Source organism: Halorussus sp. AFM4 (genome assembly GCF_051194995.1).
Lineage (GTDB): Archaea > Halobacteriota > Halobacteria > Halobacteriales > Haladaptataceae > Halorussus.
On the sequence record NZ_JBNTJT010000005.1, the window covers coordinates 292,111 to 307,754 of the forward strand.

Below are 15,644 nucleotides of genomic sequence, written 5' to 3' on the forward strand. Positions count from 1 at the left end.
CTCGGTCTAGCCGTCCGATTAACGCACTTTCTGGTTATACGACTTGAGGGCGTTCGTCGCCTCCTTGTCGATCTTCGAGATGACGTCGTCGACGTTCTTGTTCCTGTTCTGGATCATACTGACGTAGCCTTCCTCGACGATGGTGCGAATCTTGGTGAACGGCCCCATCACGGCCCCGCGGGTAGCGGGCATGTCCTTCGTCGCCCGGAGCTGTTCGATGGCGGTGAGGAAGTTGGGGTTCTGGTCGTAGAAGCCCTCGTTCTTCAGCTGGGAGATCGCCTCCTTCCGGACGGGGAAGTAGCCGGTGCCCTTGTGCCAGCGCTTCTGCTGTGCGGGCTTGGTCAGCCAAGCGAGGAACTCGCCCGCGGCGTCCTTCTTTGGCTGCGAGAGGCTCGAGGGCACCCACAGCGACGCCCCGCCGATGACGACGCCGTTGCGGACGCCGCCGGGCGTCGGGAGCTGCATCGTCCCGAGCTCGAACCCGTTCTTCTTCGCGCCCTCCTTCATCGGCGCGATGCTCGACGTCGAGTAGCCGAGGATGCCCGTTCTCTGGGTGAGGAACGCCTGCTGGGCCGCGGACCACGCCTCGATGCCCGGGTTGAGGTACTGCCCCTGCTCGTAGAGGTCGGTCCACCAGTTGAAGACCTTCTTCGAGGCGTCGCTCTCGAGGAAGATCTCGGTAGCGCGGCCGGCGCGGCCGTTCTCATTGTTAACGAGCACCTGCCCCTGCTCGGCGAACCACTGCTCGACCAGCCAGGAGTGGTTCGGCCAGGTCGTCCCCTTGTCGACGACGCCGGCATCGGTGAGCGCGTTGGCGGCGTCGGTGACCCCCTGGAAGGTCGTCGGCGGGTTCTCCGGGTCGAGACCGGCCTCCTCGAACGCGTTCTTGTTGTAGTAGAAGATGGCGTTCGATGAGTTGAACGGCATCGAGTGGAGCTTCCCGTCGATCCGGTAGTAGTTCAGCACCGAATCGAGGTAATTGTCGAAGTTGACCGCGTCGGGGAGGATGTTCTCGACCGGCTCGAACACCCCGCTGTCGATCGCCAACTGAGTCCCGATCTCGAATATCTGTGCGATACCCGGCGGGTTGCCCGACTGCACCGCGGTCGTGGTCGCGTTCAGCGTCTCGCGGTAACTCCCCTTCTGGGTGGCCGTCATCTCGATGCCGTCGGCTTGGCTGGTGAAGTCGTCGACGAGTGAGTCGATGAGCTTCCCAAGGTCACCGCCCATCGCGTGCCAGAAGCGGAGGCTGACCGTATCGGTCCGCATCGATCCCGTAGTGGTTCCGGTCGTCTCGTTGGTTTCGCCGCCTCCGGTGGTGGTCGTGTCGTTCTGCGATCCCTGTCCCGAACAGCCTGCCAGGCCAGCAATCGTGGCTACGCCCGCGCTCTCCAGGAAAGTCCGTCGAGATTTTTGCGAGGTCATCAGCGTCGTCTGGGTCGACCCCGCCCCGTTTATAGAACTTTAATATTTTCTATATTTTGTTGGGCGGAGGCGTATTTCCACCCTATAGGCGAACAATCCGGTATATAGCCCGCCCTCACTGGGTTTGCAAACAGTCAGGACTACGGAAGTGAGTAGGAACTTCTCTAATGCAGTTAAGTAATGAGTATTAACAAATTCTTCACTAAAGGGAACCAATGCAACAGAAGCCACTCGGACTCCTCTCACGGTCTCGTAGAGGGATTCGAGCGATGATGCTCCGGGGGGCTTGTTTGCCGTCTGTCCGGAGTCGGTTTCTGGAGCCGGTTCCTCATCCGGGGAACCCACTTCGTTAGCGGGATGCTCTAACCCGGAGCCGAACGCGCCAAGACTGGACTGTGAACCCTGAGACATACGTCTTCTACTCTCCTTGCAGACTAACAAACCCAAATTGCGAACGACCGCTTAGGCGTTCTGTGGCGATTGGACGGGGGACGCAGTGAACTCGTCGAAGGTGATTTGGACGGTTTCTCGCGAGACCGTGGTGACGTCGTCGATGTGGCAGAGCCACCGCTGCTTCGCCCACTCGCGGATCTCCTTGTCCGGCCGATTCCCGGCCTGCTTGGGCTGGGAGATGCCGACCATCTGCCACGCCTTATCCATCAGGGCCTTCAGCATCGACCCGACGTGGTCGACGCGGATGAACGTCATGAGCCATTCTGCATCGAGGCGGGCGGCGTGGTCGATGATGAACTGGTCCATCGACGCCGCAAGCCCACAGGAGGCCATGTTCTTGAACGGCGCCCCGATACAGATCCGATTCACCTCGATGATATCCCCGCCGCAGATGATGTGCTTCTCCCAGCCGTTCTCCTGGGCGGTCTCTTCGTCGCGGGTCAGCTGGCCGTCCGGGCCCTCGAACACCTTGAGTTTCCCGAGCAGCGGCGCTCGATAGGTGATAGCGCCGACGAGATCGCTGTCGAACAGAATCCCGTGGTGGCAGATGTTGATGTCGGGGAGGTCGTCCATGTACGAGTGATGGTGGCCGTAGATGGCCTCGGCAACCTCGCGGTCGAGGTCGGGGTCGATGGAGACCCGATCGGCGAACGGCACACCGAGCGGAAGCGCCTGGGGCTTCCCGTCGACGTGAATCGGGCACGAACAGTCCTCGTCAGTCGTATGTGGTGTGTAGAGTGCTTGTTCCATGGTGAGCACCAGCCCTGTACCGAAGAGCTCGCTCCTCTGGGCGGCGAGAAACCTAGACGGCGCCGACGGGCACCCAGCGGGCAGGCTCCTCGTTCCCGCAGTTCGGACAGTCTGCGTGGTACTTCACCGACTCGCCGTTCCGTTCGTTCTCGACGACGTGCTCAATCTCTTCGCCGCAGTCAGTGCAGTAGAGTACGGGGTCTGGTCGCTCGCGGAGTTCGTCGCGAAGTTCGCTGACCGCTTCCTTCTTGGTGCTGAGTCCGCGGCTCCAGATCGTGTAGCCGTCGATGGTGATGATGGCGTACCAGTTTTGCCGCCAGGACTCCGGTCCGGAAAGAACAGTCGCTTTCGCTCGGGTTTCGTCGTTCTTGTACTGGAGCTTTCTCGAGTCGAGGATCTTCGCCCAGTTCTTGATTTTCGCCATAGGTAGTGAACACCTTGCTCCGCCTCGGGAGAGGCGAGTCAGACGCTCGCCCTATTCAGCGGAGGCCGCTGTCCTGGCGGCTTAGAAATTACTGGCTGGTGGGCCGATTAGAGTGGTGATGGGAGAACACACTGAAAAGCGGTGAGATGGTGTCTCTGCTTTAGAGGTCGCGGGGCTGGACGGTCTTCCGGTCATTGGCTTCGGCACGCGCGGCTGCGTCCTCGAGAAGGCCAGTGACCTCTTCGTCAAGCGCTTCGTAGAAGTCCGACGAGACGTTCTTCTCATCGACAGCGTCCTTCACAGCGGCTTTGACAATCAGGTCTGCCATGCATCTGCAACTCCTGTTCGCTCCTAGAAAAATCTACCGCTAATGCACGGCCTATTTCCTGCGCGTCACGTCCGCTGCTCTCCATCGAGGGTCAACGAGATGGCTGTTCTGGGACGAGCGCCGCTGTTAAATGGGTTCTACTCTATACGGACTTCGCTCAGGCAGTTCTCAAACGTGTCGATCGAAATGACCTGCTCGACCGTCAAGGACCAACGAAACAAGAATTCATCACGTATCTGGAGGAAGGACTCGTCGAACGTGACTTCAGAGAAATGTTCTAATTAGTCGCGAAGCTCCGCGACCGACTGACCGACCTCACGGACGTGTTCACTTCGCTCGAGGTCGAGTTCCTCGGCGAGGTAATCAACCGTCTCTTCGAGGCTCATAGTGGAAGGAAGTCTGTCGAGAGGGATTAACCTATTGCTGGTCTTTGTTGCTTTACCCAGTAACGTCACGGAGGGTGTTTCGAACTCCATTCACCTGATTTCTTGGAGGAAATCACTACGAGCTACAATGAATTTAGAGAGTCCAAATCCAAAAAGCATTACGCCGAGTCCAAGCATGATTTTCTGGACTCTGCGAAGTAACCCGGCTTCAGAGGCCATGTATGCTTGCTGTGGTTGCGGCGGTGCCTCTTCCCAAACGATGGATTTCGTCTGATTCAACTGTGTCTCGTTGAGCCTACCCTCTCTTGCTAGGAGCGACTCAAACTGGTCGTAGTCGGCTGAATAGCCTCTGTTGAGTTCCTCGAATATATCAAGTAGTGTGGCATAACCATTCTCGTTGAGTTGGGCGTCGAGTTCCGCAAGGACAACGGCCCCATGACGGTATGCTACGTCCTCGCGTTTGGCGTTCCGAAGGAGACTAGTCGGAGTGTAACTCGCCCAACTTGCGAGTCGGGCGTCGTACTGTTGCGGGGTAATCAGTCCAAGATCGAGTGCGAGCCGGGCGGCATAGTAGTTCGCCGATCCTTCAGCGAACCAGGCGAAATTCTCGCCCTCTGCCAGATAGGCCGCTTGCCGAGTATGGATGTATTCGTGCAGCCACGTGTTTCTCGCTTTGTTGACCGGGGCTGCTCCATAGAGGAAGACCTCGTTTTCATACTCTATAACGAACCCGTCACGGGCTCCAAGGTCTTCTGGCGAGGCGAACACATACACGGATGTATAGGCATGTCCAACTTCAAGCGTCCGAGCAGCAGCGGTCAGCATAGTCAATCGTTCCCCGACATTGAACTCAGCGTCCTCAGGTTTGATGACCGAGATGTTGTGACAGCCTGCTCGAGCGGAATGCATCGAATAGTTCCCGAGATAGAGCAGATTCTGGCCGATGAACCCGTTGTTCTTGGGCTTGAGGGCGACATCTGCCCCGCCGAAATCAGGCGTCGGAGCAAACACATAGTTAGTGCTGTGGGTGTACGTGATTCCGGTCATCGGGGATGTCGCAGTATAGGTAAGTGAGAAATTCTCGGCGGTGAGACCGACATGTGATTCGTTCTTGTTTTCGATGGTGATGCCCTCTGCGTCGACGATTCTTGCTCCGGCGTCCATATCGATCTGAAGTGTCTGGTCGGGGGTCTGCTGTTTCACAGTGAAGTTGATTTGGATATGTGAGTTGTTGTTGGGTACTTGCTGGATGGTGCCGGTGACGGCAGGTTTTTCGACTGCTGCTGGCGTTGGCCGGGGAAGGGGTACATTTCGGCAGTCTTTGATTCCAGAATCTGTTGGAGGCTGGAGTTCCGAGCTACTGACTAAAGCTGTAGGAGTAGTAGTGAATGCTATCAGGCAAAGTCCGAGAAGAACCGCTGTCTGTGGTTTCACTGGCTATTGCTTTCAATTGATCTATTGAATACCTTATTCATTAGAATAGTTATCGGAGACCACCAATTACGGGCATAGTACGTGACTAGCACCTGATGGTGTTTGAGCCGGCATTGAGCGATGTCTCGCTAATTGAGGAGACTGTAAAGTCAGTCGGTTACTGTTCAATCCGGGACGATTTAGTCATACTTGAGTCTCGAATCAAATACAGAGGGTCGTTCCTCACGTACGCTTGAATTCGGGAACCCGTCCAGCCGGACGCTCAGCGGCTTACTGTCGATTATCGAACGCTCTACCATCGTAGTATCTAGCCGTTGAACGCCACGCTCATCTAATCCAACTGTATCTCATGGTCGAGTTGGGCTACGAACTGCCGGATTTGGACGAGCTGTTGCTGTGGGCGTCACGAAATCCAAATCCACACAGAGATCGGTTACGTGAACAGGTTGAACAAGGTGAGTTCGGCTTTGACCGCCACTAAACTAGAACAGATGGCCGTGTTATAAAGAAATGAGAAGTCGGGTTGTTCATCGGGAATTTCTTTTTCGAGTTCCTCATTCATTCGTTCTACCTTACGTTTGATATGCTCCCGTCTTTCCTTCCAATCCTCTTTCCTTGTCTCTTCAAGCTTCTTTTGCGCATCCTCGGACACCATCAGCTTATAAAATACGGCCATGAAGCCAGCTAATCCCCATGCTGGTCCAACGAGGATCCCGGCTAGTGTGGAATCTCCGGTTACCTCTGGACCCAAATAGTAGAGAATACCAAAGAAGAAAAACACCCAGATCGTCCCCCAGTGCTTGTCCAACGTCTCTACCCACATCAACAGAGATATCCGACGCTAGACTGTTACTCTATCGGCATATATCTGAGGTGTACAGCATCAAATCTGATCAGATTCGGCTTGTGTTGGTGTTACCGAATCTAACTAGTTCTATTGAATGCTGTCTTCTGATATCCTAAGAGAGATAGTTTCTTAACCCATGACACAAACCGGTGGGGTATGACCACCCAGATCGAGGCCGCCGACATCACCAACTGGGACTCCCTCACGGACATCGCCAACTCGCTGGAAAAGCGCGGACTCAAGCGCCAACCCGACCTCGGCGACTCGAACGAAATCGTCCTCCAGCTCTCCGACGACGAGTTCGTCAAACTCGTGGAAGCCGGACCCGGCGAACACGCGCAGGACTTCAAGCCGGAGAGCATGACCCAGCACACGAACTTCGTCGCTACGAACGACTTCGAGGACTTCACCTTCATCACTCGCGTCCGAACGTGGGACCAGGAACACGGCCGCATCAAGTACCAAAAATTCTCCTTCTCGAAGGACCAGTTCACCCGCGAATCCGGCGAGAAACGGACCGTACTGGAGAAGTTGAACAGCATCGAGTACGGAAACCCTGCGACGATCTACGACGACATCTACGACACGCGGAAGGTCGTCAAGGAATTCTATCGAAAGTTCGAGGACCTACGCACCGACCTCGTTCAGGAAGTTTCCGGAATCGAGGAAAACCGCGGTGACGCGAAGCGTCGCTACGTGCAGGTCGTACTCGACCGGATGATTTTCCTCTACTTCATCCAGGAGAAGCGCCTGCTGGACCACGACAAGGACTACCTCCGGAAGAAACACGACGAGTACGCCGAGGACGGGGACGTTTACGAGGACTTCTACCACGATCTCTTCTTCGACGCGCTCGCGGAGGGCCGACTCGACAACAAGTACGGCCGGGTTCCCCACCTGAACGGCGGCCTCTTCTCGAAGAATCCCATCGAGGAGGAGTTCGAGGACGCGAAACTCGGCGAAACCGCCGAGGAGACGAACGAATGTTTCGATGAAATTCTCGACTTCCTCTCGGACTGGAACTGGAACGTCGACGAACGCCTCGACATCGTCGACCCGAAGAACCTCTCGCCTGCGGTCCTCGGTCACATCTTCGAGCAGACGGTCAACCAGAAGGAGATGGGCGCGTACTACACGCCAGAGGATATCACCGGCTTCATGGCTCGCCGGACGATTCACCCGTATCTGCTCGATCAACTCAATGAGGCAGTGGGTACAGACTACGAGGAGCTGGACGAAGTCTTCGGGTTTGCGTCGGCCGACACCAGTGGCGATGCGACGGTGGCCGCCGACGGCGGCACGATCACTACTCAAGCTCCGACAGAGCGAGTGACCCAGGACCACGTCGAGACGCTGTACTTCGACGTGCTGAAGGACGCCCGTGTCCTTGACCCAGCGGTGGGTAGCGGCGCGTTCCTTCTTGCCGCTCAGGAGGTCCTCTTGGACATCTACATGCAGTGCATCGAGTACTTCCAAGAACAGGAAGACAGCCAGCCGTGGGAGCTAACGGATCGAATCAAAGAGGAACTCGAAATCATTGAGGGCCGGCAGGGGAACGCTTCGCTGTACACCAAACGTGAGATTATCCTGAACAACCTCTACGGAGTGGACATTGACGACGGTGCGGTCGAAATTTGCAAACTTCGGCTCTGGCTATCGATGGTTGCTGATATCGAGGACGACCCTGACGAGGTCGAGAAACTGCCCAATATCGATTTCAATATTCGTCAAGGAAATAGTCTAATTGGGTTTACTAACGAAAGAGAAGTTGCGCGTAAACAGGGAGATTTGTCTCTTTCTAATTTCGGTAATGGAGTAGGGAGCAGTGTCAAAGAAATGTTTGAAGATATTATCACTGCTGTCAAACGGCACAAAGAATCTGACTCTGCAGAAGAGGCGACTAATGCTCGAAAGTTGGCTGAGTCTCGAATCAAGGATCACACCCACGCCCTTAACAAGAAAATTTTGGAACAGTTTCATGAAGCAGGTGCTGAAGAAGTAACTTTAGACGATGTAGAGGAGTTTCATCCCTTCCATTGGGTACTAGAGTTCGCGACGGTGTATGCAGAAGGGGGATTCGATATAGTTACAGGTAACCCCCCTTGGGATCAACTCCGAGCAAGTAGAGATGACTTCTTCCCCAAGTTCGATGAGCGCTTCAGAGTTCGTGGTCCCGACTCAAAAGACGAGATGCAAAATAGACTGTTGGAAGACGATGAAATCGCAGAAGAATGGGAAGCATATCAGGAACGTGTTCAAAAACAGATGAGCTACTTTACCGATGGGACAGAGTACAATCTTCAATCACCCACGGTGAATGGCCGGAAAGACCCGAATGAAAACAACCTCTCTGCGTTGTTCCTTGAGCGAATTTACGACCTTGTAAAAGAGGAGGGATATATTTCACAAGTTCTTCCAAATATAATATTCAATGGGTCCTTTTCGAAGGACCTGCGGATGAAGATGTTGAACGAAAAGGAGATTAGGGCACTTGTTGGCTTCAGAAACAAAGGCATTTTTGAGGATTTGGATGACCGGTTCCGATTTGGTGTTGTTGTATTAAAAAATAGCGGGTCTACCGGACAGTTACGCGGGAGTTTTGAGCAACGTGACACAGGGATTTTGACAAATCTCGAAGACCATGCTATAGAAATTCCTAGTAAGGTGTTGTCTGAGTTCTCGAAAGAAGCCCGAACATTCCCTCAGATCACCGATAAGTACCAACTTACTCTCTTAGAAAAAATTCTCGATCAACCTCGGCTTGAGGAAGGAATTGAGAACGCATGGAACGTGAGGCCGCTACGGGGTTTAGATAGGGCTCGACAAGCACACCGATTTACTGAGGATGAATCTGAAGGCGATTACCCTGTATATAGCGGTGGGAATTTCCACCAATTTGCCTACAATTCAGATGTTAATCCTGGAGGAAATGAACCGTCTCTCTGGAGCAAGTCTGAGGAAAACCCTGAAAAAAGTGCTCGGTATAGGGCCCGTGAACGAGCATATAATAGTGGGTCTCTCAAGAAAGCGATTTACAAGGAGTTTGGGGGAGAATCCACAAGTAAATCACAAATAGGATTCGTTAATGATTTGTTAGAAAAACACCGGGGGAAGGAGTTGCAGATGGAGGATTCGCTTCCGGACTTCACGGAGTACCGACTTGTGTACCGGAAAATTACCAATTCGACGAATGAGCGTACGATGATTGCAGCCGTCATCCCGCCAGGAATTGTCTGCGTTGATTCAGTTCAAACGATTTCACCATATGAAATTAACCCGGAGGAGGAAGATTTGTCTAAATTCCCCTTACACTCCGTCTATGACCGGGCACACACTGACGGTGAACTGTTCGCAATCACAGGGCTATTGAATAGCATACCGTTTGACTATTTGATGCGGTTGAAGATAGAAACGGATTTGCTCAGTTACCGGTTCATGGAGTCTCAAGTGCCGAGACTCACCGAAGGCGATGATTTCTTTAATTTCATCTCAAAGAAGGTTGCTAAACTCAACTGCTACGGCGATGAGTTCGAGGAGATGCGCGAACGCCTCGGCGGAATCGACCCCGCGACCGACGAACAGGAACGTCGCGACCTACAGGCCGAGATCGACGCCGCGGCGTTCCACGCCTACGGGCTTGACGCTCAAGAGGTGAAGTTCATCCTCGACGACTTCCACCGCGTCGAGAATCCGCGTCTGATGGACGAGGAGTACTTCGACATGGTGTTCGAGAAGTACGACTACCTCGATATGGAAGGCCCGATGGGATAGAGCGCTGCTCTTCTACTCCCTCGAACTCAGTTCCCTGCGACGACGCCCCAGCACATCAACTCGGCGTGGATCTCGCTCTCACGAACGAGCGTTTCTTGGTACTCCGTCGACTCTTCGATGTTCTCGTCAAGGAACGTCTCCAACTCGCTTAGCACCTCTTCGACGGGCCACGAACCGATAGCGTCGTACTCGTCGTGATGTCGGAACGTCTCGCGGAGAATCCGGTCCTCGTCGGTACTCGCTAACTTCACGTCGCGAAGCTGTGACTCCAGTTCGGACGCCCACTCTCCGACGGTGCCGAACTCGTCCGATTGTGAGACCTCTACTTCCGATGCCGAACCCTGTAAGTGCTGAAGATAGCTGATCAGGGTCTCTTGCTCCTTCGAGAATTCTTTCCCCTGCTCAAGTGTCCCCTCCATCTGACTCGTCCGAACGTTTTCGAGCCGTTTATCGACCAGCTCCGAGATCGACTCTCGATCTCCCAGTACCCGTGTCAAGTCGCCGGACATCGGCTCACCCTCCGCGTCCGGCTCGATCTTCAACGACCGAACCCCGCGCTCTTTCACCTCGTCGTCACCGAACGGCTTGTGGTAGAACCCGCGTCGGACTCGCCCGAGTGGGGCGTCATCGTCGTCCTCGAACCACATGTGCGCGAGGGCGAACACTCCCGGTCGGGGGCCGCTTCCGTCCGTGACGTTCGTGTAGAGGAACTCGCGCTCCGGAGGTGACTCCTCGAAGAAGTCCTCTGCGTACTCGAAGTCCTCCTCGTCGAGTCCGTACTCGTCGTTCAGGTCCTCCTTCAAGAGGAACCGCTCGAACGCCTGGCTTTCGTTGCTCCCGGCGTTCCGAAGGAGTGGGTTCTTGCTCGTGTCGTCGAGCTCGTTGTAGTCGTCGACGGCCCGCGACTGTTCGAGCGACGCCTCGATCTCCTCGACCTCCAGCTCGCCGATTGTCTTCTCCGTCTCGACCCCTGCGCGATCCAAAATCTGGTCCTCGTTCGGGTCGAGAATGTTGTTCTCCTTCCCGACGATCAGGGCGATGTCGTTGATCTTCGCCTGCAGGCGCTTGAGGAGCTTGATCGCGGCCTCGATGTCGCCGTCGGGGTAGAAGTTGTGGACGTGTTTCTCGGCCGTACTCCCGATGCGGTCAACCCGACCGACCCGCTGGACGATGCGCATCGGGTTCCACGGGAGATCGTAGTTGACGACGACGTGGACGTCCTGGAGGTTCACCCCTTCGCTGAGCGTGTCGGTCGCGACGACGTACTGGAGTTCGCTCTCGCCCGTCTCTTCGAGGGTCTGCTGATAGCCCGATGCTTCCGGCGCAAATCGTTCGATGACCGCTTGCTTGTTGTCGTCACCGCCCTTCACCACGGCGCTATTCGCGCGCGTCATCGGGGAGTCAGGGTCGTTCACGAGCGACTCGTAGACGTAGTCGGCGGTAGCCCGGTACTGCGTAAAGAGGAGGACCTTCTTGTCGTGGCCCTGGAGCACGTCGCTGACCTGTTCGACCTTCGGGTCCCGGAACTCGTGGAGTGCGAACACCTCCTCGTAGAACTCGTCGGTTGCGTCTCGAACGTCGGCCAGTTCGGCGTGCGGGTAGAGGTCGGGGTTCTGTTCGTCCTCGGGAACGTCCGGGACTCGGTCGACGCGATTGTCCTCGAGCCACGTCCGCAACTTGACCGCGGCGTCGTTTACGGGTCCGGAGTGGCGAGCGACATCGCCGATGAACTTCGTGAGGAAGTGCGCGAGGAGCGTAAGATCCTCCCGAATGTACGTTCGGACTTCACCGACGGTCGCGTCAGCGAGTTCGTTCTGCTCGGAGTCCTCTTGATCGGCCCGGACCACGGTTGAGTCGAAACCGAACTCTTCGAGCGTCTGAGCGAACTCTTCCGCGGCGTCCTCTCCCTCGACAAAGTCGTCGAGCGACGACGGATCTTCCTCGTCGTACTGGCGAAGCACGTCGATGTCCTCGTCCTCAGGGAGGTCTTCGAGGAAGTCCAGAAGGGTGACTTCGCTCTGGTGGAGCGTCTGAATAGACTGGACAAAGGCGTACGTCGATGATTCGAGCCGTTTCAGGAGGTTGAGCTTGTAGAGCGCTTTCAGCGTTCCACCGGCTTGCGGGTTCTTGACCGTGATGTGTGGCAGATGGAGGGCGTCCATCACGTCCGGCAAAACGCGATAGACAGGTTGGTACGCGAGGGGCAGGGAGTACTCTTCCTTGTGAAGCGTCGGCGGACTGAAGCTCATTTCGAGCTCTTCATCGTCCTGTAGTTGCTCTTTGACGTGCTTCCGCGTCCGGAGGACCATCACCTCGTTGAGGATGTCGCTGATGACCTCTGACTTCCGTGTGAGCTGGCCCGTGATACGTTCGCGTTCTTCCTCGGAGACGTCCTCTTTGTCGGCGATGATTCGCTTCCGCTCTTCGGCAAGTTCGATGTAGTCGTCGAAGACACCGAAGTCGAGACTGGCGTTGTTCCGAAGCTGGTTCTCTCCCGTGAACAGGCTGATGAGATTCTTCAAGTCCGTCGCGCTGTTGTTGATCGGGGTCGCGGTCAGCATAATCATCGTCTTCCCGCGAAGCTGCCGAAGGTTCGCGTGGCGGCGTGTCCCCTTGTAGTCGTCATTGTCATCGGGTTGAGGACGCCACTTGCCGAAGTTCCGGAATCGGTGAGCTTCGTCGACCAGGATGACGTCTAACGCATCACGTAGCTCCAGCACCTCGTCGTACTGGAGGTTCTGGAACTTACTGATACTCATGACGTCGAGGTGGGTCCCGTCGACTTCGAGACCGAAATGGGGGTCTCCGTCCTCGTTCGTCGCATCTTGGAGGAGATCGATCCACTGGTCGACGAGGTTCGCTGGGACGATTAACAGGCAGTTTTTCGCCCGCTGGCGATAGTCGTAGAGGAGCTCACTCCCGATGAAGGACTTGCCGAGGCCAACCGAGTCGGAGATGATACACCCGTTGTACTGGGCGAGTTTCTCCTTCGCACTCTCGTATCCGAGCTTCTGGAAGTAGAAGAGTGGACTGTCTCGCGTCCCGACGTTGCCGTTGAGGGCGTCGTAGGCGAGAAGCTTGTACAGCTCGAACGGTTCGAGGTACTGACCGAGGTCGTCGTCCGACGTCCCCTGATTGTCTCTCCAGTCCTGGTACTTTTCGTGGGATTCGATGATGTCGAGGAGGTCCTCGTCGAACTCGTCGGCGTTCGCCCACTGGTTGTCAAACCAATCGTCGAACGCTTCAAGATCTTGCGGGTCGCGGCTTGTCAGATTGAGTTCGATGTTCTTCGTGTGACCTGTTTTCGAGAAATTCGACGACCCGACGACGACCGCCCCACCGCGCTGATCTTTGTCACCTTCCCGGATGTCTGGCGATGCAGGTGGAGAACGGAAGCTCGCACCCTTTGCATGGAAATACCCCGACTCAGGATTTCGAACTCGTATCTCGATTAAGTCGTTTGCGATGAAGTCGCGTAGGCGGTCAAGTCGCTCTACTTGGGCGTTATTCAGTTCGTCAATATCCTCGCGGATTTGCTCTTCAAGTTGTTCTCGAAGACTGAGGCCCTCCTGAACTTCGTCGGCAGTACGTCGATCCGTACTCCGACCCATCAGAATTCGCATTGGTGATCGGCCGAGTTCCTCAGGGTCGGCAAATAAGTCGAGATCCTCTTTGACCAAGTCGAATCCGGAGACGTAGAAATATCCTGTTGCTATCCGAGCTTCCTCACTTTCCCGGATGACCTTACGATAAGTGTCGGCTAAATTGGTATCGGTGTTATCGACGAGAGGTTCTAGATGGAGCATTAATGTTGAACAACGGTTGTGATGGCAAAATAAACGTTTCTCTTATTCCACTCCATATGGGTCTAAGTCTCCGAGAAAGCCCTGTGATTTGACTCTGGTGCTGCACTAAACGAATCTTGATGACTCCCGGTGAATCCTCGTATGAGCTCTTCCGCAGCAGATTCATGTATCGAGGGAGAACACTTTAATACGAACATCTTTTCTCCCTAACCATGTTCTCATTCCTTGGCACCCTCTCCCCCGAGGATGAAACTCTCGTCCGAGACCTCCTCGCTGCCCACGGCTTCGACTCCCTAACTGAGACCTAGTACCACGCCTTTAAGACCCGAATCCTTGACGGTGGCAATCACTTACTCGTCGCCGAGACCGGCAATGGAAAGACGCTCTGCGCTGAGGCTGTCACAAAACAGACGCTCGACGCTGGCGGCCGCGTTGCCTACCTCGTTCCGAGTCACCAACTGGTTGGTGCGAAAGAAGACGAACTGAACGAGTGGGCCGAGGGCGAGTACGACGTACGGCCCGGTGGCTACCGCGATGCTGACGTCGCTGTAGCTACCTTCGACTCGTTCTATCAAGCGATGCTCCGCGACACTGGTGATGTCCGAGCACTTGATCTCGTTGTTCTCGACGACTTCCACATTATCTAAGGTACTCGACGCGGTGCAGCACTCGAAAAGTCGATTGCAGATATCCTCGATAACAACATCAAAATCTTCGCTATGTCCGCAACAGTCGGTAACCCAGTCGAACTCGCCGACTGGATGAACGCGAACCTAGTCGTAAGCGAACAGGACCGAAGCATCAAGATTGACGAGCGTCCTATCGAGGTTGACGAACATGAATCTCGTAAGAATCAGATTGTAGACCACATCTACGCGCAAAGCGACCACGCACCCTATTTTGTGTTCAATAAGTCGAAACGGACTGCTGAAGCTCGCGCCGAGGGATTGGCAGAGACGCCGTTCTTCGCTGACGAAGGCGACCGGAATTTCTACGTCGAGCTTCAGGATCGACTGGAAGGGATGGAACCAACCCGGAAGCTCCGTGATCTTGCTGGCCTCATGTCGAACGGCGTGGCCTACCATCACGCAGGCCTCCCAAAGTCGATCCGGAACTGGATCGAAGAGTGCTTCGAGTCCGGAGATATCGGTGCTATCTTCTGCACGCCGACGCTCGCGTACGGATTCGATGCCCCTGTCCAATCTGTCGTCGTAGCAGATCTCAAGCGCTTCGACGGTGCGGGCATGAGCTACATCCATACATACGAATACGTTCAATGGATTGGTCGCGCCGCTCGTCCCGGCAAGGGATTCGAGAAGGGATATGTCTACCCGTTCTACACAGACTTCGACGAGGCGGCTGACCGCAACTTCGGTGATGTAGATCTTGAACGGATCACGTCGCACGTGGACCCTACATCGCTCCGGATGGCTGCTCGGCAGATTTCGCGGACACTTGACGCCGCGAGCGCGTTCTTCGACGCAATTCAGGCGGATCGCCCTGACTGGTATGACGATCTCGTTACGAGCGTAAAAAAGGGTCCCGTGTGGATCTCCCTATCGCGCGAAATGTTCAACGGCGTTGGCCGGGCGACGATTCGGGGTCTCCGAGATTGGTATAGCGAAGCTGCAGCAAGTAGTGATATCGCTCTCGAACTAGAAAGTGATACTGTGGTCGGTGGACTCGTCGAGGCCGCCGAGCAGGTTGAACGCGAAGACCAGCTTCGAGCATTGCTTACGAATGTTAGCGGCATCGGTCAAGCCCGCTCGGAGATTCTTGTTGTATTTGCTGAACAACGAGGTGACGACTTGGACGTGATTCCCCCTGTTTGGCGAAAATGCCGCTGAGAGCAAGAGTGGTGGGACGACTTCCTACAGTCGAAACTCGAGTCTCGACGACTTTCTCTGATGAAGTTCGGGGAACAGTCACGTCATACCAATTGATCCTTATAGCCTTATCCATTAGATAGATGACGCCAGCTATCCTTTCAAAAGATTAATTATACGTCTGGGATAGTCTC

At 55.2% G+C, this 15,644-nt stretch carries 10 protein-coding genes and 1 pseudogene; 4 read left to right on the forward strand and 7 right to left on the reverse strand.

Going from position 1 to position 15,644, the window contains the following annotated elements; genetic code table 11:
* Positions 1-18 precede the first annotated feature (18 nt).
* The 5 genes from ACQUQF_RS21615 to ACQUQF_RS21635 form a co-directional block, all read right to left on the reverse strand.
* The gene (locus tag ACQUQF_RS21615) at positions 19-1,425 is read right to left on the reverse strand and encodes an ABC transporter substrate-binding protein (RefSeq protein ID WP_435181281.1); all 1,407 of its coding nucleotides are present in this window, start codon (positions 1,423-1,425) and stop codon (positions 19-21) included.
* A 462-nt stretch (positions 1,426-1,887) separates the two neighbouring features.
* Positions 1,888-2,628 (reverse strand): hypothetical protein, encoded by a 741-nt coding sequence (locus tag ACQUQF_RS21620; protein WP_435181282.1) that lies wholly within the window; start codon positions 2,626-2,628, stop codon positions 1,888-1,890.
* Positions 2,629-2,680: 52 nt separating this feature from the next.
* A complete protein-coding gene (locus ACQUQF_RS21625; RefSeq protein WP_435181283.1) occupies positions 2,681-3,052 on the reverse strand; it encodes a DUF7568 family protein in 372 nt (123 codons plus the stop codon).
* A 160-nt stretch (positions 3,053-3,212) separates the two neighbouring features.
* Positions 3,213-3,380: a DUF1931 domain-containing protein gene (locus ACQUQF_RS21630; RefSeq protein ID WP_435181284.1), complete on the reverse strand. Its 168-nt coding sequence runs from the start codon at positions 3,378-3,380 to the stop codon at positions 3,213-3,215.
* Between the two features lie 476 nt (positions 3,381-3,856).
* Complete coding sequence (locus ACQUQF_RS21635) at positions 3,857-4,969, reverse strand: hypothetical protein (RefSeq protein ID WP_435181285.1); 1,113 nt, start codon at positions 4,967-4,969, stop codon at positions 3,857-3,859.
* Positions 4,970-5,507: 538 nt separating this feature from the next.
* Here ACQUQF_RS21635 and ACQUQF_RS21640 point away from each other — a divergent pair.
* A pseudogene (locus tag ACQUQF_RS21640) lies at positions 5,508-5,681 on the forward strand (IS4 family transposase); the annotation flags it as partial.
* Here ACQUQF_RS21640 and ACQUQF_RS21645 read toward each other — a convergent pair.
* A complete protein-coding gene (locus ACQUQF_RS21645; protein ID WP_435181286.1) occupies positions 5,634-6,023 on the reverse strand; it encodes a hypothetical protein in 390 nt (129 codons plus the stop codon). The pseudogene ACQUQF_RS21640 and the gene ACQUQF_RS21645 sit on opposite strands and share 48 nt — an antisense overlap.
* Before the next feature lie 180 nt (positions 6,024-6,203).
* Between ACQUQF_RS21645 and ACQUQF_RS21650 the strand changes: the two genes are divergently transcribed.
* The gene (locus ACQUQF_RS21650; protein WP_435181287.1) at positions 6,204-9,818 is read left to right on the forward strand and encodes an Eco57I restriction-modification methylase domain-containing protein; all 3,615 of its coding nucleotides are present in this window, start codon (positions 6,204-6,206) and stop codon (positions 9,816-9,818) included.
* Positions 9,819-9,844: 26 nt separating this feature from the next.
* Here the strand turns inward: ACQUQF_RS21650 and ACQUQF_RS21655 are convergent, their stop codons facing one another.
* Positions 9,845-13,624, reverse strand: a complete 3,780-nt coding sequence (locus ACQUQF_RS21655; RefSeq protein WP_435181288.1) for a helicase-related protein — start codon at positions 13,622-13,624, stop codon at positions 9,845-9,847.
* Between the two features lie 329 nt (positions 13,625-13,953).
* Here ACQUQF_RS21655 and ACQUQF_RS21660 point away from each other — a divergent pair, with 329 nt between their 5' ends.
* Positions 13,954-14,271 (forward strand): DEAD/DEAH box helicase, encoded by a 318-nt coding sequence (locus ACQUQF_RS21660; protein ID WP_435181510.1) that lies wholly within the window; start codon positions 13,954-13,956, stop codon positions 14,269-14,271.
* Positions 14,272-14,343: 72 nt separating this feature from the next.
* The gene (locus tag ACQUQF_RS21665) at positions 14,344-15,471 is read left to right on the forward strand and encodes a helicase-related protein (RefSeq protein ID WP_435181289.1); all 1,128 of its coding nucleotides are present in this window, start codon (positions 14,344-14,346) and stop codon (positions 15,469-15,471) included.
* Positions 15,472-15,644: the final 173 nt, after the last annotated feature.

Excerpts from the sequence above, each read along its gene's own strand:
- ACQUQF_RS21615 (WP_435181281.1), bottom strand. The coding sequence starts at position 1,425 with ATGACCTCGCAAAAATCTCGACGGACTTTCCTGGAGAGCGCGGGCGTA.
- ACQUQF_RS21620 (WP_435181282.1), bottom strand. The coding sequence starts at position 2,628 with ATGGAACAAGCACTCTACACACCACATACGACTGACGAGGACTGTTCG.
- ACQUQF_RS21625 (WP_435181283.1), bottom strand. The coding sequence starts at position 3,052 with ATGGCGAAAATCAAGAACTGGGCGAAGATCCTCGACTCGAGAAAGCTC.
- ACQUQF_RS21630 (WP_435181284.1), bottom strand. The coding sequence starts at position 3,380 with ATGGCAGACCTGATTGTCAAAGCCGCTGTGAAGGACGCTGTCGATGAG.
- ACQUQF_RS21645 (WP_435181286.1), bottom strand. The coding sequence starts at position 6,023 with ATGTGGGTAGAGACGTTGGACAAGCACTGGGGGACGATCTGGGTGTTT.
- ACQUQF_RS21650 (WP_435181287.1), top strand. The coding sequence starts at position 6,204 with ATGACCACCCAGATCGAGGCCGCCGACATCACCAACTGGGACTCCCTC.
- ACQUQF_RS21655 (WP_435181288.1), bottom strand. The coding sequence starts at position 13,624 with ATGCTCCATCTAGAACCTCTCGTCGATAACACCGATACCAATTTAGCC.
- ACQUQF_RS21665 (WP_435181289.1), top strand. The coding sequence starts at position 14,344 with ATGTCCGCAACAGTCGGTAACCCAGTCGAACTCGCCGACTGGATGAAC.